Annotated in this window: 19 protein-coding genes and 1 pseudogene; 8 read left to right on the forward strand and 12 right to left on the reverse strand. The window is 67.4% G+C overall.

The genetic code is table 11. The features are described from left to right. Positions 1–206: 206 nt before the first annotated feature. Together pcaG and pcaH are read right to left on the reverse strand one after the other, a co-directional pair. Positions 207–800 (reverse strand): protocatechuate 3,4-dioxygenase subunit alpha, encoded by a 594-nt coding sequence (gene pcaG, locus DID99_RS00350; protein ID WP_044842915.1) that lies wholly within the window; start codon positions 798–800, stop codon positions 207–209. 3 nt (positions 801–803) lie between these two features. Next, entirely contained in the window at positions 804–1,511 is a 708-nt protein-coding gene (pcaH, locus tag DID99_RS00355) for a protocatechuate 3,4-dioxygenase subunit beta (RefSeq protein ID WP_124484995.1), read from the reverse strand. 277 nt (positions 1,512–1,788) lie between these two features. Here pcaH and pcaQ point away from each other — a divergent pair, with 277 nt between their 5' ends. The 3 genes and pseudogenes from pcaQ to DID99_RS00370 all read left to right on the forward strand — a co-directional run bounded on the left by pcaQ (position 1,789) and on the right by DID99_RS00370 (position 3,636). Beyond that, positions 1,789–2,802: a pca operon transcription factor PcaQ gene (gene pcaQ, locus DID99_RS00360; RefSeq protein ID WP_124665789.1), complete on the forward strand. Its 1,014-nt coding sequence runs from the start codon at positions 1,789–1,791 to the stop codon at positions 2,800–2,802. 107 nt (positions 2,803–2,909) lie between these two features. Beyond that, positions 2,910–3,269 (forward strand): annotated as a pseudogene (locus tag DID99_RS00365) (type II toxin-antitoxin system RelE/ParE family toxin). A gap of 70 nt (positions 3,270–3,339) precedes the next feature. After that, positions 3,340–3,636, forward strand: a complete 297-nt coding sequence (locus tag DID99_RS00370) for an XRE family transcriptional regulator (RefSeq protein ID WP_044842919.1) — start codon at positions 3,340–3,342, stop codon at positions 3,634–3,636. Between the two features lie 96 nt (positions 3,637–3,732). Here the strand turns inward: DID99_RS00370 and DID99_RS00375 are convergent, their stop codons facing one another. The 3 genes from DID99_RS00375 to DID99_RS00385 form a co-directional block, all read right to left on the reverse strand. Beyond that, positions 3,733–5,007: an APC family permease gene (locus DID99_RS00375; RefSeq protein WP_124484993.1), complete on the reverse strand. Its 1,275-nt coding sequence runs from the start codon at positions 5,005–5,007 to the stop codon at positions 3,733–3,735. Between the two features lie 138 nt (positions 5,008–5,145). Beyond that, on the reverse strand, positions 5,146–9,651 hold the full coding sequence (locus tag DID99_RS00380) for a DEAD/DEAH box helicase (protein ID WP_124665790.1): 4,506 nt from the start codon (positions 9,649–9,651) through the stop codon (positions 5,146–5,148). Positions 9,652–9,941: 290 nt separating this feature from the next. Continuing rightward, positions 9,942–10,466, reverse strand: a complete 525-nt coding sequence (locus DID99_RS00385; protein WP_044842922.1) for a metal-dependent hydrolase — start codon at positions 10,464–10,466, stop codon at positions 9,942–9,944. Between the two features lie 401 nt (positions 10,467–10,867). Between DID99_RS00385 and ggt the strand changes: the two genes are divergently transcribed. Further along, complete coding sequence (gene ggt / locus DID99_RS00390; RefSeq protein WP_124665791.1) at positions 10,868–12,589, forward strand: gamma-glutamyltransferase; 1,722 nt, start codon at positions 10,868–10,870, stop codon at positions 12,587–12,589. A 124-nt stretch (positions 12,590–12,713) separates the two neighbouring features. Here the strand turns inward: ggt and DID99_RS00395 are convergent, their stop codons facing one another. Then, positions 12,714–13,637: an alpha/beta fold hydrolase gene (locus DID99_RS00395; RefSeq protein ID WP_124665980.1), complete on the reverse strand. Its 924-nt coding sequence runs from the start codon at positions 13,635–13,637 to the stop codon at positions 12,714–12,716. Positions 13,638–13,973: 336 nt separating this feature from the next. On the opposite strand from DID99_RS00395, the gene DID99_RS00400 reads away from it, so the two are divergent. After that, positions 13,974–14,423 carry a helix-turn-helix domain-containing protein gene (locus tag DID99_RS00400; protein ID WP_124665981.1) on the forward strand — a complete coding sequence of 150 codons (450 nt, stop codon included), beginning with the start codon at positions 13,974–13,976 and terminating at the stop codon, positions 14,421–14,423. A gap of 214 nt (positions 14,424–14,637) precedes the next feature. Then, entirely contained in the window at positions 14,638–15,588 is a 951-nt protein-coding gene (gene ppk2 / locus DID99_RS00405; RefSeq protein ID WP_124484988.1) for a polyphosphate kinase 2, read from the forward strand. A gap of 55 nt (positions 15,589–15,643) precedes the next feature. Here the strand turns inward: ppk2 and DID99_RS00410 are convergent, their stop codons facing one another. Together DID99_RS00410 and DID99_RS00415 are read right to left on the reverse strand one after the other, a co-directional pair. Continuing rightward, entirely contained in the window at positions 15,644–15,931 is a 288-nt protein-coding gene (locus tag DID99_RS00410; RefSeq protein ID WP_124485084.1) for an H-NS family nucleoid-associated regulatory protein, read from the reverse strand. 221 nt (positions 15,932–16,152) lie between these two features. Continuing rightward, a complete protein-coding gene (locus DID99_RS00415; RefSeq protein ID WP_124484987.1) occupies positions 16,153–16,740 on the reverse strand; it encodes a YigZ family protein in 588 nt (195 codons plus the stop codon). 749 nt (positions 16,741–17,489) lie between these two features. Between DID99_RS00415 and DID99_RS00420 the strand changes: the two genes are divergently transcribed. Both DID99_RS00420 and DID99_RS00425 read left to right on the forward strand, forming a co-directional pair. Next, a complete protein-coding gene (locus tag DID99_RS00420) occupies positions 17,490–18,551 on the forward strand; it encodes a porin (protein ID WP_409333434.1) in 1,062 nt (353 codons plus the stop codon). Positions 18,552–18,671: 120 nt separating this feature from the next. Next, positions 18,672–19,592 (forward strand): LysR family transcriptional regulator, encoded by a 921-nt coding sequence (locus DID99_RS00425; RefSeq protein WP_124665792.1) that lies wholly within the window; start codon positions 18,672–18,674, stop codon positions 19,590–19,592. 156 nt (positions 19,593–19,748) lie between these two features. On the opposite strand, the gene DID99_RS00430 is transcribed toward DID99_RS00425, so the two are convergent. The 4 genes from DID99_RS00430 to pqqC form a co-directional block, all read right to left on the reverse strand. Then, complete coding sequence (locus tag DID99_RS00430) at positions 19,749–20,042, reverse strand: putative quinol monooxygenase (RefSeq protein ID WP_124484984.1); 294 nt, start codon at positions 20,040–20,042, stop codon at positions 19,749–19,751. A gap of 133 nt (positions 20,043–20,175) precedes the next feature. Beyond that, positions 20,176–21,348 carry a pyrroloquinoline quinone biosynthesis protein PqqE gene (pqqE, locus tag DID99_RS00435; RefSeq protein WP_185733712.1) on the reverse strand — a complete coding sequence of 391 codons (1,173 nt, stop codon included), beginning with the start codon at positions 21,346–21,348 and terminating at the stop codon, positions 20,176–20,178. Then, entirely contained in the window at positions 21,320–21,595 is a 276-nt protein-coding gene (gene pqqD, locus DID99_RS00440; protein ID WP_124665793.1) for a pyrroloquinoline quinone biosynthesis peptide chaperone PqqD, read from the reverse strand. Before pqqD ends, pqqE begins: the two co-directional genes overlap by 29 nt. Further along, a complete protein-coding gene (gene pqqC / locus DID99_RS00445; protein ID WP_124665794.1) occupies positions 21,592–22,344 on the reverse strand; it encodes a pyrroloquinoline-quinone synthase PqqC in 753 nt (250 codons plus the stop codon). The genes pqqD and pqqC overlap by 4 nt, the downstream gene beginning before the upstream one ends. Positions 22,345–22,418: the final 74 nt, after the last annotated feature.

Consider the following 22,418-nt stretch of genomic DNA (forward strand, 5'->3'; position numbering starts at 1 on the left):
CTGTCGCAGCATGCGTTTCAATCGCGCGTTTGATACCGGAGGCGGGAGCAGTCAACCAAGGGCATCGGCCGTCCCGATCGGGCGTGCTGCGGCACGGCATCGAATGTGGGGGCCCGAAAGCGAAAACCGCCGCACGACGCGATGCCTGTCGGTATCGCGCCACACGGCGGTTCGGTGCGGGCAGCCGGCGTGCGCCGGCTCGCGGGTCACACGTCGAAGAACACGGTCTCGTCCGGCCCCTGCATGCGAATGTCGAAGCGGTACACGACGGGCCGGCCCGGTTGCGCGTCGCGCTTTGCGACGAGCGTTGCGCGGCGTTCGGCCGGCACGAGGTTCAGCACCGGATCGGCCGCGTTCGCCGCGGCTTCGTCGTCGAAATACACGCGGGTGAACGCGTGGGTCAGGATCCCGCGCATCATCACGGTCACGTTGATGTGCGGCGCTTCGTCGGCGGCGGCGCGGCCCGGCTTGACCGTCTGGACAACGAAGCGGTGCTGCGCATCGGTGCCCGTGCCGACGCGTGCGAAGCCCGTGAAGCCGGACTTCGCGATGTCGTCGCGCGACGCGGGATAGCGGCCCGCGCCGTCCACCTGCGTGAATTCGAGCACCGCGTCGCTGACGACGTTGCCGTCGCCGTCGAACACCTGTCCGACCAGCAGCACGTGCTCGCCTTCGGCGTCGGGCGTGGCGATCGCCGGCGTGAACAGGCTCTTCAGGTCGTAGTCGTATTGCTGCGGGCACAGGCCGTACGCGAAGTACGGGCCGACCGTCTGCGAAGGGGTTTGCTTCAGCGTCGTCATGGTTCAGCGCTCCATCGGGGTGGCGTCGCGGCCGCGCAGCACGATGTCGAATTCGTAGCCGAGCGCATAGCCTTCTTCGGTGATGTCCATCGAGAAGCGCGAGATCAGGCGGTCACGCGCCGCTTCCGGCGTGCCCTGGAAGATCGGGTCGTACGCGAGCAGCGGATCGCCGGGGAAGTACATCTGCGTGACGAGGCGCGAGCCGAAGTAGTCGCCGAACAGCGAGAAGTGGATGTGATTCGGGCGCCATGCGTTCGGATGGTTGCCCCACGGATACGCGCCGGGCTTGATCGTCAGGAAGCGGTAGCGGCCTTCGGCGTCGGTCATGCAGCGGCCTGCGCCGAGGAAGTTCGGGTCGAGCGGCGCGTCGTGCTGGTCGACCTTGTGCACGTAGCGGCCGGCCGCATTCGCCTGCCATACCTCGACGAGCGTGTTGCGCACGGGCTTGCCGCCTTCGTCGAGCACGCGGCCGGTGACGACGATGCGCTCGCCGAGCGGTTCGCCGTTCTTCACGGCGTTCTTCGTCAGGTCGTGGTCGAGCGCGCCGAGATCGTCGGTGCCGTAGACGGGCACGTACTGGTCGCGCAGCTTTTCCTTCAGCGGGATCAGCGGGCGGGTCGGGCCGCGCTTGACCGACGAACGGTACTCGGGGTGGATATACGCGGGATGCGACGGCCAGTCGCGCGGCGTGAGGATCGTGGGGGAATCCATCGGGTGTCTCCTGTCAGGTATTTCGCGAAGTGGATGGCAAGACTTTAGCCAATCCGGAAAGTTATGCAAAATGACCTTTTTTCGCGAATCGCATAACCGTTCGTTATGTTCGGCGGCGCCCATGGAAATCCGCCGGACAGGCGGCGTGATCGCGTTGCTGCCCGGCGACCGGAGTCCATGCGCGGCGGCGTCATGCGTGACGCCGCGCCGAATGCTTGGGTGTTTCCGGAAAGTTATGCAAAATGGCGTGATATCACCATTCGCATAACCGCCCGTTATGAATAACCGTATCGCCGACGGCCGCGTCAAATTCCGGCACCTGCAGTGTTTTCTCGCGGTCGCGCAGTTGGGCGGCGTGCAGAAGGCGGCCGAAAGCCTGTCGATCACGCAGCCGGCCGTGTCGAAGACGATCGCCGAACTGGAGTCGATCCTCGGCGTGAAGTTGTTCGAACGCGGGCGGCACGGCGCGCAGCCGACCCGCGAAGCCCAACTGTTCATCCCGCACGCGAACGCGTGCGTGCTGGCGCTGCGGCAGGGTGTCGGGCTGCTCGCGCGCGAAGGCGGCGCGGCCGCGGCGACGCTCGAAATCGGCATGCTGCCGACGGTCGCGGCATCGCTCGCGCCCGCGCTGATGAAGGCGCTGACCGCACGCTGGCCGCGCATCGTGGTGCGGATCGCGACGGCTGCCAATACCGAACTGCTGGAGCGTCTGAAGGCAGGGGCAATCGAATGCGCGATCGGGCGCCTGTCGGAGCCGGAACGGATGATCGGGCTCGCGTTCGAGCAGCTGTACAACGAACCGCTCGTCGCGGTCGTGCGCGCCGGCCATCCGCTGCTGGCGAGTGCCGCGCCGGCCGCCGAGCTCGCGCGCTATCCGGTCGTGCTGCCGCCGTTCGGCACGCTGATCCGCCAGTCGGCCGAGCAACTGCTCGGCGCGTGCGGCGCGCCGCCGCTTGATTCGTTCATCGAGGTGCTGTCGGTATCGGTCGCGCGTGCGCTCACGCTCGAGAACGACGCAGTCTGGTTCGTGCCGCTCTATGCGGCCGAATACGACTTGTCGGCCGGCGCGCTCGCGCGGCTGCCGCTGCCTTCCGCGGGCACCGACGAGCCGGTCGGGCTCGTGCTGCGCACCGATGCGCAACCGTCTCCCGTCGCCCGGACGCTGATCGACGCCGTGCGCGACATCGCGCAGGCGCGGTTCGGCGATGCGCACACCCATCGCGCCCCCCGTAGCGCGCGCAAGCCGGCTCGCCGCCAGCGTCGAGACGCCGGGCAGGGCGTGGACGGATGACGTCCGGCTGCCGCTCTTTCACCGTCATTCGTTAGCCATTCGGTCAGTAGCGGGTGTCGTCGTGCTTGGCGTATCGTACCGTTTTTGATACACTCGATGACACGACGATGGCGAGACAGCAGATTCAGATCACGCTCGACGTGCGGTTCTTCCGCACCGCGCGTGGCAACGAGCCGGTGCGCGAATGACTCAAGGCGCTCGGGCAGGTCGAGCGCAGGGTGATCGGCGAAGAGATCAAGACCGTTCAACTCGGCTGGCCGCTCGGCATGCCGCTGGTCCGGAAGATGTCGCAGGATCTGTGGGAAATCCGCGTGATGTTGCCGCAGCGAAGCGCGCGCGTGCTGTTCACGGTCGTCGGCGACACGATGGTGCTGCTGCACGCGTTCTTCAAGCAGTCGCAGGCCACGCCGTCCGACGATCTCGACGTGACCGTCGCGCGGCTGAAAGCGCTGACGCGCGCCATCTGAATTCCTCCGGCTGCGCCGGCACATGCGATCGGAGATGTGCCGGCCGGCCACGCCATGCACTGGAGTACCCATGACGACCACGAACAACCCGCATATCGGCAGCGATTTCGACAGCTTCCTCGAGGACGAAGGCCATCTCGAAGCGGCCACCGCCACCGCGATCAAGCGCGTGATCGCGTGGCAGATCGGCCAGGAAATGAAGGCGCAGCACATCACGAAGACCGCGATGGCCGCGCGGATGAAGACCAGCCGCGCCGCGCTCAACCGGCTGCTCGACGAAACCGACACGAGCCTCACGCTCGCGACGCTCGCGAGCGCGGCCACCGCACTCGGCAAGCGGCTCAGCTTCGAACTGGTGCCGGCCTGACGCCCGCGGCGCAGCGGTGCGCGGCCGGTTCGCGGTGTGCCGGCGCAGCGCGGCGAGCGCCCGTTTGCTCGTCCGCACACGGGCGCCGGCACGCGATCACGTGCGTCGCCCGGCCATCCGCAGATAAAGCAGCGCACCGCCCGCAAGCAGCAGCGGGCACAAGATGAACCACCCCGTCGTCAGGAACAGCCCGGCGACGGCGACCAGCGAAATCCACGCGCAGCGATATGCGATGCCGCCGCGCGGCAGCAGTTTCAGCGCGGCCGCCGCGCCGAGCCCGTACACCATCACGAAGCATCCGGACGTGACGAGCACGAGCGGCTTCGGCCCGACGTCCGAGAGCGTCGTCGCGGCCAGCGCGACGACGGCCAGCACCGCGATCACGCCAAGACTTCGGCGCGGCACGCCGCCGACCTGGCTGCCTTGTGCGAGCCACGCAGGCAGTGCGCCGTCGCGCCCGAGCGCCGCGCCGAGCTTCGCCGCGCCCGCGAAATACGCATTCATCGTGCCGAGCGTGAGCAGCAGCGCGGCCGCTGCCGCCAGCACCTGCGCGTGACCGCCGATGCCGCCCGCGATCAGTTCCGCGAGCGGCGCACCCGACGCGCCGGCCGAAGGCCCGAGCACCGTGACGCTCGCGGCCGCGACCGACAGATACAGAAAGCCGACGACCACGACCGCGATACCGGCCGAGCGCGGCATGTCGTGCGCGGGCCGTCGGAACTCTGCCGCGAGGTGCGTGATCGCTTCCCAGCCCGCGAAGCTCCACACGAGCAGTGCGGCAGCCTGGCCGACCGCGAGCCAGCCATGCGGCGCGAACGGATGCAGGTTCACCGTGCTTGCATGCGGCGCGGACGCGAGCACGGCGGCCAGCAGCAGCGTGACGAGCAGCGCCGACAGCACGAGCTGCATGCGGCCCGACACCGTGACGCCGAACGCATTCGCGGCCGACACCGTGGCGATCAGCGCGGCAGCCGTGACGATCACCGTGACGTGTCCGCCGCCCGTGACCGCGGCGACGTACGCGCCGCCGAACATCGCGGCGGCCGGCGCGCCGGCCGGCACCGCGAAATAGAAACACCAGCCGACGATTGCCGCGGCCTTCGGCCCGAATGCGCGTCGCGCGTAGGTCGATACGCCGCCCGCGTCCGGATAGCGCGCGCCGAGTGCGGCGAAGGTGGCGGCAAGCGGCCCCGACAGCACGACGAGCGCGGCCCACGCCAGCAGCGATGCAGGGCCTGCAACCTCGGCCGCGAGCGCGGGCAACGCAATGACGCCGGTGCCGAGCACCGCGCCGATATACAGCGCGGCGCCCTGGAAAATCGTCAGCGAGCCCGCGTGGTGAACGGCGGGCGAATCGGCATGCGAGGGCATGAAAGGCAGTCTCCTGAAGGCTCGTTATGGGCACGCTCGGGCGCGCAATGAATCGTTCGATGCTACCCGAACGTACGCGGTGCTGCCGCGCGGCGTTTAGTAGTCCGCGATGTGCCGTGTGTCAGCCGATGTCAGGAGTCAGTGGCGGCGTGCGAGCCGCAGGCGCGCATCCTCGCGCGCGGCAGGCGGCAGCTCGGGCGCGTAATGGAACGTGCCCGCCACGAGCGACGCGACCGGCACGCCGTCGCGGAACAGCACGCGATTGCCGGCCAGCGCGGGCACCTTGTCGCCGGGCAACAGCGTGCCGGCAAGGTTCAGCGGATCGGCGCCCGTCACGCACACGTACTGGCCGTCGCCCGGTTGGCGACGCAGCTCGCGCAGGACCGGGATCGCTTCCGGCAGCGCGAACTGCTCGCCCGCGAGCCCCGCGACGAAGCGGCCGCCGCGAATCTCGCCGCGCGCTTCGAGACGTTGCAGCACGCGCACGAGCTCGCGCCAGCTCGGCAGCCAGTCGGCTTCGCGTTCGAGCAGCCGCCAGAACACCACGCCATAGCGGCGCAGCAGCGTCCACGCGATGTGTTCGAGCGCATCGGGATCGGTCGCGGGCGCACCGCGCTTCGGTGCCGGGGTTGGCGCATCGTCCGGCGCCGACATGCGTTGCACGAGCGCCCAGCGGCCGGCGTCGTCCATCCCGCCGATCAGCGCGCCACCGCGCCGCGTGCGCGGCGCATAGGTCGCGCTGCGCTTGACCGCGGGCTTCAACAGCGCGCGCAACCCGGCGAAGCTGTCTGCATTCACGAGGCCGGCCGACACGAGTTCGCCGAGCGCCTGCTCGAGTTCGACCGGCAGCATGTGCAGTTCGTCGAGCAGCGCGTCGAAGAACATCGCGCCGTGTGCGGCAAGTGCATCGCGCACCTGCGTCGCACGCGCGGATAGCGCCGGCTGCGCGTCCGGGTCGCGCAGCGCCTGCCATGCGCCGAGGTGGCGGCGCGGCAGCAGCACGATCGGCGTCGTTTTCACGGGCGTGCCGGCCGCGCGCGCCGGCGCGCCGATGCGGGTCCACACGAGTTTGCCCGAGCGGCACAGCTCGTCGAGGCCGCCGGCCGTGTAGTCGGTCAGGCGCGCGGGCAGCAGCGCGTCTTCCCATGCGCTCGCCGCGGCTTCGTAGCCTTCGAGCTGCTCGACGACGGCCGCGAGCGCGTCGCGGCCCGTGCCGCGCGTGTCGGGCGTCAGGTGCTGCCAGTGGAACAGGAAGCGCATGAAATCGGCGCGCTCGACCGGCTCGATCTCGCGGCGCAGCCGCTTGACCGTGTAGCGATGAATGCGCGCGAGCAGGTGGCGTTCGCACCATTCGTCGGTCGTGGCGCCCGGCGTGAAGCGGCCATGCATCACGTAGCCTTCGCGCTCCAGTGCGGCGAGCGCGGTCGCGATCGCCGCGGACGGCAGGCCGAGCGGCTGCGCGATGGCGTCGAGCGTCGATGGCCCGAAGCCGGTGAGCCGCGCGCGGATCACGTCGACGAGCGCGGCATCGGCTTCCCAGGGTTGCGCGCAAGCGGCCGGCACCTTCAGCGCGGGCACGACGCGTGCATTGGGATGCAGCGCGCGCATGCAGACCAGCCGTTCGACCGGCACCCACAGCACGGCGCCGTCCGGCGTGACGAGTTGCGTCGCACGACGGCGCTCGGCCAGTTCCGCGAGCCGTTCGGGCCAGCCTTCGTGCGCGTGCGCTTCGCCGTCGGCGACGCACGCGAGCGTGAGCAGGGCGTCGTGCATTTCGTCGGCATCGCGTACGAGCGGCCACGCTTCGTCGCGCACCGCATCGATGGCATCGGCGTCGAGCGCGCCGAGATCGTCGGCCGATTCGGGATCGCTCCAGCGGCGCGACTGCACGGCCTGCGTGCGGCGCTCCTCGAGCGGCGCGTCGTCGAGGAACGCATAGGGCTTCGCGTTCAGGATCTCGGCCGCGAGCGGCGACGGCGCGGGCAGGTCGCGCGCGATCAGTTCGATCGCGCCGCTTTCGATCCGGCGCAGCAGCGCGAGCCAGCCGTCGGTATCCATCGCGTCGTGCAGGCAATCGTCGAGCGTCTGGTCGACGAGCGGATGGTGCGGGATCTCGCGTTCGCCGACGACGTTCTCCACGCACGCGACCTGGTCGGGGAACACGGTCGCGAGCAGGTCGTCGCTCTTCATCCGCTGCAGTTGCGGCGCGGTGCGCCGGCCGCCGGTGAAGCGCGGCAGCGCGAGCGAGGTCGTCGCGTTCCAGCGCCAGCGCACGCCGAACATCGGTGCGTCGAGCAGCGCCTGCACCAGCACGTGCTCGGCGCTCGCCGAGCGCAGGTAGCGCCACACTTCGTCGAGCGCGAAGCTGTGCGCGAGCGACAGCGAAAGAATGATCGCGTCGTCGGTCGCGGCGGCCTGCAGCTCGAAATTGAACGTGCGGCAGAAGCGCTTGCGCAGCGCGAGCCCCCACGCGCGGTTGATACGGCTGCCGAACGGCGAATGGATCACCAGCTGCGTGCCGCCCGATTCGTCGAAGAAGCGCTCCATCACGAGCGTGTCCTGCGTCGGCAGGGCGCCGAGCGCCGCGCGCGTGCGCGCGAGGTAGTCGGCGATCTGGCGGGCCGCGTCGGGCGACAGGCGGAGATCGTCGACGAGCCAGCGCAGCGCCGGCGCGAGGCGGCTTGCGGGCGGGGCGATCGCGGTGCCGCCGTTATCGCTGCGCGAGTCGGCCAACGCGTCGGCTTCGGCGGCCGCCTTGCCGATTTTGCCGCGCGTGCCCGTCTTGCCCGCTGCGTCGTCGCTCGCGCGTTTGCGTGCTCCGGCCTCGGAGTGCCGATCGCCTTCGGCGAACAGCCCGTCGAGCCGCGCCCGCAGCCGGCCGACCGCCGCCGACAGCTCGTCGCTGCGCCCGAGCCCCTCGCCGAGCCAGAACGGAATACCCGGCGCTTGACCTTGCGCGTCCTCGACGCGCACACGGCCGGTTTCCACGCGAATGATCCGGTAAGACTGGTTGCCGAGCTGGAACACGTCGCCCGCGAGGCTCTCGACCGCGAAATCCTCGTTGACGGTGCCGACCTGGATACCCTGCGGTTCGAGCAGCACCGCGTAGTCGGCCATGTCGGGAATCGTGCCGCCCGACGTCGTCGCGGTCATCATCGCGTTGCGGCGCCCGCGCACCGTGCCGCCGACCACGTCGCGATGCAGGTATGCACCGCGCACGCCGCGCCGGCTCGTGAAGCCTTCGGCGAGCATCTTCATCACGTCGTCGAAGCGTTCGCGCGACAGGCGTGCGTAGGGCGCCGCGCGCGTGAAGCTCGCGTACAGCGCGTCCTCCTGCCATTCCGCGCAGGCGACTTCGGCGACGATCTGCTGCGCGAGCACGTCGAGCGGTGCCTCGGGAATCCGCAACGCGTCGAGCTCGCCGCGTTGCACGCAATCGAGCAGCGCCGCGCATTCGACCAGCTCGTCGCGCGACAGCGGGAACAGGCGGCCCTTCGGCACGCCGCCGACATGGTGCCCCGAGCGGCCGACGCGCTGCAGGAACGGTGCGATCCCGCGCGGCGAACCGACCTGGCACACGAGATCGACGTCGCCGATGTCGATGCCGAGTTCGAGCGACGCGGTCGCGACGAGCAGCTTCAGCTCGCCGCGCTTGAGCCGCTGTTCGGCGTCGAAGCGATGCTCCTTCGCGAGACTGCCGTGGTGGGCGGCGATCGCGTCCTTGCCGAGACGGTCGGCGAGATGGCGTGCCATGCGTTCCGCGGTGCGCCGCGTGTTCACGAACACGAGCGTCGTGCGATGCGCGGCGGCAAGCGCGGCGATCCGGTCGTACACCTGTTCCCACACGTCGGTCGCCATCACCGGCTCGAGCGGCACGTTCGGCAGTTCGAGCGCGAGGTCGCGTTCGCGGGTGTGACCGGTATCGACGATCGTGCAGTCGCGCGGCGCATCGGCCGGGCCGCCGACCAGGAAGCGCGCGACCGCGTCGATAGGTTTCTGCGTGGCCGACAACCCGATGCGCGGCAACGCGCGGCCCGTCAACGCGTCGAGGCGTTCGAGCGACAACGCGAGGTGGCTGCCGCGCTTGGACGACGCAAGCGCGTGGATCTCGTCGACGATCACCGAACGCACGTTCGACAGCATTTGCCGCCCCGACGTGGACGACAGCAGCACGTACAGCGATTCGGGCGTCGTCACGAGGATGTGCGGCGCGCGCTTGCGCAGCGCCGCGCGTTCGGCCTGCGTGGTGTCGCCGGTACGCACGGCGGTGCGGATCGCCGGCACCGGCAGGCCGAGCTGCGCGAGCGAGTCGGCGATGCCGGCGAGCGGCGCGTCGAGGTTCACGTGGATGTCGTTCGACAGCGCCTTCAGCGGCGACACATAGACGACGAGCGTCGCGTCGGGCAGCGCGCCGTCGTGCGCGAGCGCATCGCGCACGAGGTCGTCGAGTGCGCACAGGAACGCGGTGAGCGTCTTGCCGGAGCCGGTCGGCGCGGCGACGAGCGTCGACCGGCCGGCCTTGATGTGCGGCCATGCGAGTGCCTGCGCGCCGGTCGGCGCGGCAAACGTGCGGCGGAACCACGCGGCGACGGCCGGGTGGAACACGTCGAGCGCGTGGGCGGGGCGGGTGGCTGTGACGTCCATCGGAGCGTTGAAATGGGGTGCGAGCGCGCGGGCGGCCGCGCGCGAATCGTCAGTGTGCCAGACGTCGCGAGCGCGTGCCGGGCACCGCGCGCGGGGGAACGCGCGCGCCGGAGATTCAGATGAGGCGCGGCGCCGGCATTTCAACAGGCGTGCGCGCGCAGCGGCGTCCGCTCGTTCGCGGGTGCCGGATCGAGGAGAGAAGGAAGTCGGGTTCGACGTGCGCCGGGCGGGTGCGGAGCACGAGGCGTGACGACATGTATCGGCGCGCGACTATGCGCTACGACGTGTCACTACACGCGATGCAGCCAGCCGAGCCAGTGTTCGAGGAACGGCGCGCGCGTCCACAGCGATTGCGCGAGCCACAGCGTGCCGCCCCAGGCGGCGGCCACGACGATCAGGTCGCAATGTCCGCTGTTCCACAGGTTCAGCGAATGGCGCCGCCAGATCCACGGCACGCCGAGCGGATTCGGCCAGTCGGCGAGCAGGTGCATCACGCCGCCGCACGCGAAGCCGAACAGCGGCGCGGCCCACAGCGGATGCGGATGATGCGTGAGCCCGTGCCAGCCTAGCGCAAGCAGCGCGATCCAGCCGATGCCCCAGTGCGTGATGGTGCGGTGCGTGATCCACAAGCGGCGCTTGCGGGTCCACCACGCGACTTCGAGCCAGTCGGGCGCGGTGCCGCCCGCGACGCCGGCCGCGAACGCGGCGAGCAGGCCCGCGTGCCAGGGGCCGGTCGCGCCGGTTTGCGCGACGAGGACGGCAGCGGCGACGCCGGCCGCGAAGCCGGACGCGTGATGCGCATTGTGTGATGCCATAGGAAACGAGACGAAGAAGCGTGAAGCGGCCGCGGACGAGCGCGAACGATCGGGCGCGAAAGCGGGGCGGTATCTTCTCAGATCGGCCTGCTCAGCGGGCGGTTCGATCGCATTTTTTTACATGTGCCGGAGCCGCGCAAGCGGCGCGTGCCGTGATTTCCGATCGCGCGGGTGCGCTGCGAATCCGCCGCATGCCATTTCGACTGATCCGCCGGCTCATTTTTTGCTCCGCCGTGTGACCGACCGCACACGATCCACGGCAATTCGTAGTGTGCGGCGAGTTTTCGGGCCGTATTCCCCGATCCACTACGAAACCGGCATAGGGCTGACCGTGCGCCAGCGGCTATAAGCGGATCAGGGGCTATTTCCAGCCCGCCGGAGACCTACATGGGGGACATGCAATGACTATGCTGAATCGCTTCAAATCATCCGCCGTCGTGCTCGCGACGATGGCCGGCATCGGCTTCCTGCCGAACACGCCGGCCTACGCGAAAGGGCCGCAGCCGGCGGTCCTGACGAGCTCGGCGGTCGCGGTGGCCGACAAGTACAGCGCGGACGCCGCGGAGCGGATCTTCAAGGAAGGCGGCAACGCGATAGACGCGGCCGTCGCGATCGCGTTCACGCTCGCCGTCACGTACCCTGAAGCCGGCAACATCGGCGGCGGCGGCTTCATGACGATCTACAAGGACGGCAAGCCGTACTTCATCGATTACCGCGAGCGCGCGCCGCTCGCCGCGACGAAGGACATGTATCTCGACAAGGACGGCAACGTCGTCAAGGGCATGAGCCTGTACGGCCCGCGCGCGGCCGGCGTGCCGGGTACGGTCGCCGGCATGTGGGAAGCGCAGAAGCGTTTCGGCAAGCTGAAGTGGAAGCAGGTGCTCGCGCCGGCGATCCACTATGCGCGCGACGGCTTCGTCGTCGACGAGCAGCTGGCGCAGCGCGGCGTCGACGCGTCGAAGGAATTCGGCGGCAAGACCAACTTCGACAAGTACTTCGCGTCGATGAAGGCCGGCACGAACTTCAAGCAGCCCGATCTCGCGGCGGTGCTCACGCGTATTGCGGATGGCGGCGCGGAAGGGTTCTACAAGGGCAAGACGGCCGAGCTGATCGCCGCGTCGATGAAGACCGGCGACGGCAACGGGCTGATCACCACCGAGGATCTCGCGCAATACCGCGCGGTGTGGCGCCAGCCGGTGCAGGCGAAGTGGAACGGCTATGACGTGATCACCGCGCCGCCGCCGAGCTCGGGCGGCATCGGCCTCGTGCAGCTGCTGAAGATGAAGGCCGATCTCAAGCAGGAGTTCGAGGGCGTGAAGCTCAACTCGCCGCAATACATCCACCTCGTCGCGGAAATCGAGAAGCGCGTGTTCGCGGATCGCGCGCAATATCTCGGTGACCCCGACTTCTACAAGGTGCCGGTCGCGCAGCTGACCGACGACGCGTACATCGCGAAGCGCGCGGCGGAGGTCAATCCGAAGGAACCGTCGGACACCAAGAGCGTGCAGCCGGGCCTCGGCACGTCGATGCCGGAGAAGGCGGAGACGACGCACTTCTCGGTCGTCGACAAGTGGGGCAACGCGGTGTCGAACACGTACACGATCAACGGCTATTTCGGGTCGGGCGTGATCGCCGACGGCACCGGGATCGTGCTGAACGACGAGATGGACGACTTCTCCGCGAAGCCGGGTGTCGCGAACATGTTCGGCGTGGTCGGCAGCGACGCGAACGCGATCGAGCCGAAGAAGCGTCCGCTGTCGTCGATGTCGCCGACGATCATGACGAAGGACGGCAAGGTGTCGCTCGTGATCGGCACGCCGGGCGGTTCGCGGATCTTCACGTCGATCTTCCAGGTGATCAACAACATCTACGACTTCAGGATGCCGTTGAAGGAGGCCGTCGGCGCGATGCGTTTCCACCATCAGCTGCTGCCGCCGAACACGATTTTCTGGGAGCCGTACCACCCGATCGAAGGCGAACTCGCGAAACAGATCGAGGCCCGCGGCTACACGCTGACGGGGCAGGACTTCAGCGGCGACATCCAGGTGATCAAGATCGACGGCAGGACGCCGGAGGCGATGGCCGATCCGCGTGGGCGCGGGGTCACGCGGATCATTCGGTGACGTCGAGTAGCGGGTGAGTGACGCGTGCGCGAAAGCGGTCGCGCACGCGGTTCCGCGGCCGGCATGCAGTCCGGTGCCGGGCGCGCAGCCGCGTCGGATGGCTCGGACGCGCGGTGCAACGCGCTCAGGCGGTGGCGCGGATGAATCCGGCGATCCGGTCGGTCACTGCGTCGGGCGCATCCTCGAAGCAATAGTGCCCGACGCCGGCCAGCCGCTCGACGGGCGCCGACGGAAACAGCGCAGTGAACAGCGGCAGGAAGTGCTCGGCGCCGAGGGTGCGATCGGCGTCTCCCCAGATCGCGAGCGCGGGCTTGTCGCGTATCGCGCGTACCGCTGCAGCATCGGGCTCCTCGAACCGGTGCGTGCCGTCGGCAAATCCGCGCGCCCATCCGATCGCGCCGATACAGTCGGCCGGTTGCGCGAACGGCGCACCGTATGCGGCGATCCAGGTATCGTCGATGACGGCATGATTCTCGAAACCGTTGAGCTTCAGCGTACTCAGGATGTTGAAGCCTAGCTGCCCGAGCACCGTTTCGAGTGTGTCGTCTGCCGCCGCGCGCACGATCCACTGGAACCACGGTGCGTCGCGACCGTTCGCGGTCACGCGCTCGACCAGATCGGGCTGGCCGAACGGCGTCGGCCCGTTCGCCGACACGATGCGCCGGATCCGGTCAGGGTGCCGCGCGGCGAGCCCCATGCCGACCGGGCCGCCGAAGTCGTGCATCACGAGCGTCAAGCGCTCGAGGTCGAGCGCGAGAACGAAGCGCTCCAGGTTGTCGATATGGTCCTGCAACCCGTAGTTGCGATCCTGCGGCGTCGCGCTTTTGCCGAATCCCATGTGGTCGGGCACGACGATGCGGTGTGTCGGGCTCAGTGCCGCGATCAGGTGACGGAACAGGTAACCCCAGGTTGGCTCGCCATGCAGGCACAGAACCGTTTCGCCGTCGCGCGGGCCTTCATCCACGTAGTGCATCTGGAAACCGGGCGCGTCGCTGAAGTGCGGAGCGAATGGAAAGGTGCCGTCGAACGTGGCATCGGATGAAATCATCGAGCGCTCCTTCGTATGGTCGTGGATAGTGGTTTCATGTTGAAACCATTGGGAGCGTATGACATGAGGTTTCAAGTTGCAACTGAATGAATGGTCAGGACACGATCGAACGCCTCGACGACGGGATGACTTCAGGTAGGAAAAATCGGAAATTCGGCAATTTTTGGCATCGAAATGCATGAGCCGACTAACCCCGACTAACCAATTCCGATGAGGAACCCGGTTTCGTTCGTGCTCCTCGAACAATGGATGCACCGGCGATTGATTTTCAGTATTGTTGGTTTTATATTGAAACCTTCATTGCCCATGGCACCATCCGCCGTTCGACCTCCATCGATGACCAGACGAACCACCCACGAAGATTCCCTTTGCGGCGTTGCCCGCCCGCTGGATGCGATTGGCGACTGGTGGTCGCTGCTGATCGTCCGCGATGCATTCGATGGGCTGCGCCGTTTCGGCGAATTCCAGAAAAATCTCGGCCTGGCGAAGAACATCCTCGCCGCGCGTTTGCGCAACCTCGTCGCGCACGGAATCATGGACATGGTGCCGGCCGCGGACGGCGGCGCACATCACGAATACGTACTGACCGAAAAGGGGCGAGGCCTGTTTCCGCTGCTCGTCGCGCTGCGGCAGTGGGGCGAGGATTTCTTCTTCGAACCGGACGAGGCGCACGTGCTTCTCGTCGACCGCAAGACCGGCTTGCCCGTCAGGAAACTGGAGCTTCGCGCGCAGGACGGCCGCGTGCTCGGGCCCGAGGACACGGTCGTGCTGCCGCCGCCCGGTTGATGCATCGCCAGCGGGCGGGCGTCACCGCGCCAGCGGCGCATGTGCGCGCCCGATCCGCTCGGGAGCGGTTCGATCGCGTTCGAGTACGCTCTCGGCGAGCGCGCGGCCCGGATTCCGCTTCTGAGGGGCGGATCGACCCCTTTTTCATCAATTTGACGCGAGACGCTGGGATAATGGCAGTGTTTGGCTGCGCCAATTGAAGGAAGGAGGCCCCATGGGCGATAACGATACCCGCACCGAGTCCGACGACTTCACCGATACGGCATCGCTCGAATCGCGCCAGCGCCGTTTTGAGGAAGACCTCGTCGACGCGTACGACGAAGAACTCGAAATGGAGCTCGACGACCGCCGCTTCGACAACGACGAGGATCTGCTGTTCTCGCCGGAGCGCCGCGAAGCGCGCAAGCAGTATTTCCGCGAGCTGTTCCGGCTGCAGGGCGAACTCGTGAAGCTGCAGGACTGGGTCGTGAGCACGGGGCACCGGCTCGTCGTGATTTTCGAGGGGCGCGACGCGGCAGGCAAGGGCGGTGCGATCAAGCGCATCACGCAGCGCCTGAATCCGCGCGTGTGCCGCGTGGCGGCGCTGCCGGCTCCGAACAATCGCGAACGCACGCAATGGTATTTCCAGCGCTATGTCGCGCATCTGCCGGCCGGCGGCGAGATCGTGCTGTTCGATCGCAGCTGGTACAACCGCGCAGGCGTCGAGCGCGTGATGAATTTCTGCACCGACGACGAATACGAGGAGTTTTTCCGCTCGGTGCCCGAGTTCGAGAAAATGCTCGTGCGCAGCGGGATCCAGATCGTCAAGTACTGGTTCTCGATCACCGACCATGAGCAGGAGCTGCGCTTCCAGAGCCGGATCGAGGATCCGTTGAAGCAGTGGAAGCTGAGCCCGATGGATCTCGAGAGCCGCCGCCGCTGGGAAGCGTATACGGCCGCGAAGGAAGAGATGATGCTGCGCACGCACATCCCCGAGGCGCCGTGGTGGGTCGTGCAGGCGGTCGACAAGAAGCGCGCGCGCCTGAACTGCATCCATCACCTGCTGACCCAGGTGCCGTATCACGAGGTGCCGCGGCCGACGATCGATCTGCCTCAGCGCGAGCATCACGAGGACTACATTCGCCGTCCGACGCCGGACAGCATGATCGTCCCGGACGTTTATTGAGCGGTTCGGGTCGACTGCATCGACCACGGAGGCGCGCCGTGCAACGCGGCGCGCGTTAATCCCGGATCAGGAACGCGGCGCGGTCGCGCCCGGCGATCCAGGCGGGCGCACGACCGCGGCCGCTCCAGGTCGCGCCCGTCGCCGGATCGCGATATTTCGTGCCCATCGTGAACAGCTTTACGCGATCGCTGTAACCCTGCCCGAAGATTTCCCGCGCGGTCAGCGCATGGTCCGTCACGAGCTGGCGTACCTGCACCAGTGCCGCTTGGCGTTCGCGGCGGCGCGCCACCCGGATGCGTCGATCGAGTTCCGCGAGCTGGGCTTGCAGTTTTTGCAGTTGCATGCGTCCGATATCCCCGTAGCTGAATTCTGATTGTTGGCGATCGTTGGCGACGCGCGGTGTGCCGCATGTCTGCACGCCCGGCCAGGCGTTTGAAGGACGCGTCGCGAGGAACACGGGGGAGATTAAGTTTTGGCGCGCGGGTTTTCTATCGGACGCATCTGAATTTTCACGGGAATCTGTGTGAAACCCGTGGCGGCGAGGCCGGGCGGGTTGCCCGATCCTCACAGGTCGGGGAAGCCCGAGCGCCCCTGCGTCAGATCGAACAGTTCGGTCTTCGCTGCTGCCTCGGCCGTTTCCGGCAGCTTGATCACGAGCTTCACCGTCATCCCGTACGCGCTGTCCACCAGCGCGTAACCCGCCTGCTCGATCCAGCGGCGCACCCGCGCTTCGTCCGGGTAGCCGATTTCGATCGCGATCCGCGTGTGGCGAATGCGTTCGACGCGCTCGGCGTCGAGCAGCGCCGACGCGATCGCATCGGTATAGGCGCGCACCAGGCCGCCCGCGCCGAGCTTCACGCCGCCGTAGTAGCGGACCACCGCGCCGAGCACGCCGTCGAGATCGTGATGACGCAGCACTTCGAGGATCGGCCGGCCGGCAGTGCCCGACGGTTCGCCGTCGTCGGACATGCCGGACTGGCCGCCGGCGAGCAGGGCCCAGCACACGTGGGTGGCCGCCGGGTGTTCGTCGCGCAGGCGCTGCAGCGCCTGCATCGCGGCATCGCGGTCCTCGACGGGGATCGCGAACGCGATGAAGCGGCTCTTGCGGATCTCGAGTTCCCGGGTGTACAGGGTGGCAAGCGAGTAAGTCATGTTCCGGGAAACGGTGAATGTATAGGAATCAAGGAGATAGGGGCTCCTGTGCGGCGCGCTTCCGATGGCAGGCGATGCATGCCGCAGCAGGCCCGGCAGGGCGCCTGAACGGGATGAGCAACGGGTCACGACGGAATTTTACCGTGGCGCGCGTCGAGAGATTCGGCGCGGTTGCCGCGCCGGTCGCTCCGGAGCGTGAAAACGCGTGCGACGAACGCGACCGCCGGGTGACGATCGATCAACGGAGCGCTTCGCCCGGGTTCAAACATCGGACGTGAAGCGCGGTCTGGACTTTCCGGAGGACGAAAGCCGGAGGAAGGAGTTCCGTGCCTGGCAAGTGGGGACCTGGCGTGCGCCGGTCGGCTCGACCTGAGCGCGAAGCATCGGGCGCGGCGGAGGGTGTCGCGATCGCATGCGCAATCGATTCTCGTCGGCCACGGATGGCGGCTCGAATCGCGGCGCATCTGCCGATGCACCGAACGAGTGTAGGCGAACCGCGATGCGTTGCGTAGCCGGGAGATGCAGAACATTGTGTTCTCGCGGGCCGAACGTCGAAGCGTCATTCCGTGCGCTAGACTCGTGCCGTCGATGCGTGCCGCCTGTCGCGCGATCGGGCATGACGGCGGCGTGCGTGTGCGTACCTGCATTGCGCGGGATGATTGAAAGGTCCGGTCGTTGTGATTCGGATTGCGAAGCAATGAAGAAGGCTGTTCATGTTCGGAAAGCGTCTCTATGCCCCGGCCCTGTTGATGATTGCGCATGTGCCGATCGCGTGCGCGCAGAGCAGTGTCACGTTGTTCGGCGCGCTCGACGTGGGACTGAGTTACGTCAGTAACGAAGGCGGCCACGGCAACGCGAAATTCGACGACGGGATTTTTACGCCGAGCCTGCTCGGCTTGCGCGGAAGCGAAGATGTCGGCGGCGGCTCAAAGGTCATTTTCCAGCTGGTCAGCCAGATTTCACCGGGTACCGGCGCGCTGATCGGCAATGGCCTGTTCGCGCGTACTGCGTACGTCGGTGTGCAGAACGACCGGCTGGGCACGCTGACGTTCGGCAACCAGTATGAATTCATGGCCGATACGCTGTTCTTCAGCGGCACCGACGCGGCGGCCGATGTCGCCGGACTGTACAACCTGCGCAACGGACCCTTTCGCAAGCTCGCGCTGCCCGGCAACCCGACCGGCGCGTTCGACTGGGACCGGATGGCGGGCAGTCAGCGTGTAGCGAACGCCGTCAAGTTCGTGAGCCCGGTCATCCATGGGCTGAAGGCGGGCGCGCTTTATGCGTTCGGCGGCGTGCCGGGCTCGATCGGCGCGGGCAATACGGTGAGCGCCAGTCTCGACTACGAGGCCGGACCGTTCGGCGCCGCCGCCGCGTACACCAACGAGAAATATGGCGCACAGCCGGGCTCCGTCGCGACGAGTGTGCGTAACTGGGGCGCAGGGGCGCACTACCGGATCGGACGGGCGAACCTGAGCGCGCTGGTGACGACCGTTCATAACGCTGCGTCCGGTGGCTCGGTGTGGATGGCCGAGTCGGGCGGTACCTGGCAACTCTCCGGTCCGGTCAGGATCGGCGCGGATTACATGTACATGAAGGGCAATGCGGCGCTCGACAACGACCACGCTCACCAGGTCACGGCGACGGTGCAGTACACGCTGTCGAAGCGAACGATGGTGTACGCGACCGGTGTGTGGCAGCGGGCAAGCAGCGGTGCCCGGGCGCAAATCAACGGTGTGATGGATCCGGATGGCGCGTCGTCCGGCGCGAACCAGGCCATTGCCCGCATCGGCCTTCATACGCTTTTCTAGCGGTGTGCACATCGCGCAGCCGGTATCGGCGGCGGTGCTCATGCAGCGCGAACGCTGCAGGGCGCGGCACCGGTATCGGCAGGAACCGGCCGGATCGGCCAACCGGAGGCTTGCTGTCTGATGCAGATACTTCCTGACCTCGAGGCGTGGGCGATTTTCGCGCACGTGCTCGAAACGGGCTCTTTCGTCAGGGCCGCGGAGGCGCTCGACCTCTCGCAGCCGACCGTGTCGAAAGCCATTTCCCGACTCGAACGCCGGCTCGGCACGGCGCTCTTTTATCGAAACTCGCGTCAGGTTTCGCTGACGGCCGCCGGCGAAATCGCCAAATCGCGAGCGATTCGCATTCTCAGCGAAGCCGCGGCGGCGGAGACCGAGGCGTCGTCGCACGCGACGGAACTGCGCGGTCTGGTGCGCGTTGCCGTGCCGATGTCGTTCGCGAGCCGCCACGTCGCGCCGTTGATCCCCGCCTTTCTCGAACGCTATCCGCAGGTGGAGATCGACCTTTGCGTCACCGACCGCATCGTCGATGTGGTCGGCGGCGGCTTCGACGTGGCGGTGCTCATCGCGGAACTCGCCGACTCGTCGCTGCGGGCGCGCCGGCTCTGTGCGGTGAATCACCCGCTGGTGGCTTCGCCGGCCTATCTGAAACGATGGGGGCGACCGACGCATCCCCGCGACCTGGCCCGGCATGCGTGTCTCGTCTACACGGGGTTGGCGACGCCCGAGCTATGGCAATTCCGTCATGCGTGCGGAGACGCGTTCGCGGTCACGGTGCGCGGCATCATCCGCAGCAACAGCGCCGACGTGATCGTTCCCGCGCTGCTGGCTGGTCGGGGCGTCGCGTTGCAACCCGAGTTCGTCGTCAGGGACGCGTTGATGCGAGGCGAACTGGTGGACGTATTGCCCGAGTGGCGGATCGATCCGGTGGGCGTGAATCTCGTGACTCCGCCGAGCAGCTTGCGGCCGTTGCGCGTGACCGCGTTCCTGGACTATCTGGCGGAGCGCCTCGCTGCCGAGCCATGGGCGGTAGCCGGCGCGTGACGGGCCGTCGGTGCGGAACGTTGCAAAAACGGATTCGATGGGTTGCCGGACACCGCGTCGCTCCTCGCTGAATCCGGGGCGACGACGCGGCGCGCGGCGAGATGTCCGGCGTCGCGCGCACGCGCATGAAACGGTGGTCAGCGCGGGAAGGGAGGGTCAGGCGAGGCGAGACAGTTTGAAGACTTCCGAGCGCTCGACATTCTTCACGCCGTTGGCGTGGAAATTCAGGATGTGTGCGCCTTGCGTGTGATGCTTTTCGCGCAGGGCGGGATCTGCCCAATGTTCGACAAAAACGAACCGGCGCGGATCTTCGCTGTCGACATGCACCTCGTAGCGCAGATTGCCTTCTTCATTCTGCGACGGACCGGCAAGGGCGATCAGGTCTTCGCGCAATTGCGCCTCCTGCCCCGCCTTGGCGTACAGCACGGCGACGATATGAAGGTCGTTCATGGTCTGCTCCGGTAATGGGTCTGACGATCGCTTTCGATCGAACGAATTATAGTGAGCCGGCCCGACGCGATGCGCGAACATTGCGTTCCAAATCAGGAAACACCGGCGATCGGCGGCGAGCGCGCGGCGCCGTTCAGGTCTTCGTCAATTCACGCGAATTGCGTACGTTGCGAAACACGAGTTGTGTCATGGGTTGCGGCGGCGCGAGCGCGGCCTCGCGTGCTTTCTCGATCAGGCCGTGATGAGGCGACTTGCCGCAGACGGGATCGGTGAGGCTTGCATCGCCCGTCATCAGATACGCCTGGCATCGGCACCCGCCGAAGTCCTTCTTCTTCTCGTCGCACGACTTGCAGGGTTCGGGCATCCAGTCGTCGCCGCGGAAGCGGTTGAAGCCGAACGATTCGTACCAGATGTGTCGCAGGTCGTGATCGCGCACGTTCGGAAAGGCGATCGGCAGTTGCCGCGCGCCGTGGCACGGCAGTGCGGTGCCGTCCGGCGTGACGATCAGGAACAGGCTGCCCCAGCCGCTCATGCAGGGCTTCGGCCGCTCCTCGTAATAGTCGGGCGTGACGAAGATCAGCCTGCATGGGTTGTTCGCGGCGGCGAGCTTCGCCCGATACGCGTTCGTGATGCGCTCCGCGCGCTCGAGCTGTGCGCGGGTGGGGAGCAGCGCCTGACGGTTCAGGTAGGCCCATCCGTAATACTGGCACGTCGCGAGCTCGACGTAGTCCGCGTCGAGCGCGATGCACAGCTCGATGATGCGGTCGATGTCGTCGATGTTGTGGCGGTGCGTGACGAAGTTCAGCACCATCGGATAGCCGTGCGCCTTGACCGCGCGGGCCATCGCGAGCTTGTGGGCGAATGCCTTTTCCGATCCGGCCAGCATGTCGTTGACCGTCGCGTCGCTCGCCTGGAAGCTGATCTGGATGTGATCGAGGCCGGCTTGGCGAAACGCATCGATCTTCTGCTCGGTCAGGCCGATACCCGACGTGATCAGGTTCGTGTAGTAACCGAGGCGGCGCGCCTCGCCGATCAGTGTGGCAAGATCCGGACGGACGAGCGGTTCGCCGCCCGAGAAGCCGATCTGCACGGCGCCCATCTCGCGCGCTTCGGCCATGACCCTGAACCACTGTGCCGTGTCGAGCTCCGCGCCCTGGCGCGAGAAATCGAGCGGATTCGAGCAGTATGGGCACTGCAGCGGGCACCGGTACGTCAGTTCGGCCAGCAGCCACAGCGGCAATCCGGTTGCCGCCCGCGCGGCGTCGGGCGTCACCGGCTCACGCGAGTTCGATCCAGTGTTGGGCACGGGCGGTCTCCATGAAATCCTCGACGTCGGTACCGAGTTCGGGCACGTCGGGGAATTGCCGTTCGAGATGCGCAACGATGTCCGCGACGGTGCGCGTGCCATCGATCAGCCCGCCGATCGCACTCGCGCTTTCGTTGAATCTGACCATGCCTTCGGGGTACAGCAGCACGTGCGCATGCTGGGCCGGCTCGAACTGGAAGCGAAAACCCGGCCGCCAGCGCGGCACGCGATCCCTGTCGAAATTCATGGTGCGATTCCCTTGTGCCAGACCGGCTGGTCGGTGACGGTGTGATAAGGCGGCCGATGCAGTTCGTAGGCCATCGACATCGCGTCGAGCATCGTCCACAGCACGTCGAGCTTGAACTGCAGGATATCCAGCATCCGCTGCTGGCTCTCGTAGGTCGTGTAATGCCGCAGCGTGATGTCGAGCCCGTGCTCGACGTCGCGGCGCGCCTGACCGATGCGCGTGCGGAAATACGCGTAGCCGTCCGGATCGATCCACGGGTAGTGGCGCGGCCAGGTGTCGAGGCGCGACTGGTGGATCTGCGGCGCAAACAGTTCCGTGAGCGAGCTGCTCGCAGCTTCCTGCCAGTTCGCGCGGCGCGCGAAATTCACGTAGGCGTCCACGGCGAAACGCACGCCGGGCAGCACGCGTTCCTGCGAGCGCAACTGCGCGCGGTCCAACCCGACCGCTTCACCGAGCCTCAGCCATGCCTCGATACCGCCTTCGTCGCCGGCGGTTCCGTCGTGATCGATCAGGCGCTGGACCCACTGGCGGCGAACCTCGCGGTCGGGGCAATTCGCGAGGATCGCCGCGTCCTTCAGCGGAATGCTGACCTGATAGTAGAAGCGGTTCGCGACCCAGCCCTGGATCTGCTCCCGGGTCGCGCGGCCTTCGAACATCGCGACGTGGTACGGATGGTGGATGTGATAGAAGGCGCCCTTGGCACGCAGCGCCTGCTCGAACTGGGCGGGAGTGAGAGCGGGTTGGCTCATCGACGGTTCCATGACGTTGGGGACAGTGGAGGGGCGTGCGTCGTACCGCAATCGACGTCGTATGCATCACGATG

Source organism: Burkholderia sp. Bp8986 (assembly GCF_003854225.1).
Lineage (GTDB): Bacteria > Pseudomonadota > Gammaproteobacteria > Burkholderiales > Burkholderiaceae > Burkholderia.

Excerpts from the sequence above, each read along its gene's own strand:
- DID99_RS00430 (WP_124484984.1), bottom strand. The coding sequence starts at position 20,042 with ATGAACGACCTTCATATCGTCGCCGTGCTGTACGCCAAGGCGGGGCAG.
- ppk2 (WP_124484988.1), top strand. The coding sequence starts at position 14,638 with ATGGGCGATAACGATACCCGCACCGAGTCCGACGACTTCACCGATACG.
- DID99_RS00375 (WP_124484993.1), bottom strand. The coding sequence starts at position 5,007 with ATGCCCTCGCATGCCGATTCGCCCGCCGTTCACCACGCGGGCTCGCTG.
- DID99_RS00385 (WP_044842922.1), bottom strand. The coding sequence starts at position 10,466 with ATGGCATCACACAATGCGCATCACGCGTCCGGCTTCGCGGCCGGCGTC.
- DID99_RS00395 (WP_124665980.1), bottom strand. The coding sequence starts at position 13,637 with ATGATTTCATCCGATGCCACGTTCGACGGCACCTTTCCATTCGCTCCG.
- pqqD (WP_124665793.1), bottom strand. The coding sequence starts at position 21,595 with ATGAATTTCGACAGGGATCGCGTGCCGCGCTGGCGGCCGGGTTTTCGC.
- DID99_RS00380 (WP_124665790.1), bottom strand. The coding sequence starts at position 9,651 with ATGGACGTCACAGCCACCCGCCCCGCCCACGCGCTCGACGTGTTCCAC.
- pqqC (WP_124665794.1), bottom strand. The coding sequence starts at position 22,344 with ATGAGCCAACCCGCTCTCACTCCCGCCCAGTTCGAGCAGGCGCTGCGT.
- DID99_RS00425 (WP_124665792.1), top strand. The coding sequence starts at position 18,672 with ATGCAGATACTTCCTGACCTCGAGGCGTGGGCGATTTTCGCGCACGTG.
- DID99_RS00370 (WP_044842919.1), top strand. The coding sequence starts at position 3,340 with ATGACGACCACGAACAACCCGCATATCGGCAGCGATTTCGACAGCTTC.
- pcaQ (WP_124665789.1), top strand. The coding sequence starts at position 1,789 with ATGAATAACCGTATCGCCGACGGCCGCGTCAAATTCCGGCACCTGCAG.
- DID99_RS00410 (WP_124485084.1), bottom strand. The coding sequence starts at position 15,931 with ATGCAACTGCAAAAACTGCAAGCCCAGCTCGCGGAACTCGATCGACGC.
- DID99_RS00420 (WP_409333434.1), top strand. The coding sequence starts at position 17,490 with ATGATTGCGCATGTGCCGATCGCGTGCGCGCAGAGCAGTGTCACGTTG.
- pcaG (WP_044842915.1), bottom strand. The coding sequence starts at position 800 with ATGACGACGCTGAAGCAAACCCCTTCGCAGACGGTCGGCCCGTACTTC.
- DID99_RS00415 (WP_124484987.1), bottom strand. The coding sequence starts at position 16,740 with ATGACTTACTCGCTTGCCACCCTGTACACCCGGGAACTCGAGATCCGC.
- DID99_RS00400 (WP_124665981.1), top strand. The coding sequence starts at position 13,974 with ATGACCAGACGAACCACCCACGAAGATTCCCTTTGCGGCGTTGCCCGC.
- pcaH (WP_124484995.1), bottom strand. The coding sequence starts at position 1,511 with ATGGATTCCCCCACGATCCTCACGCCGCGCGACTGGCCGTCGCATCCC.
- ggt (WP_124665791.1), top strand. The coding sequence starts at position 10,868 with ATGACTATGCTGAATCGCTTCAAATCATCCGCCGTCGTGCTCGCGACG.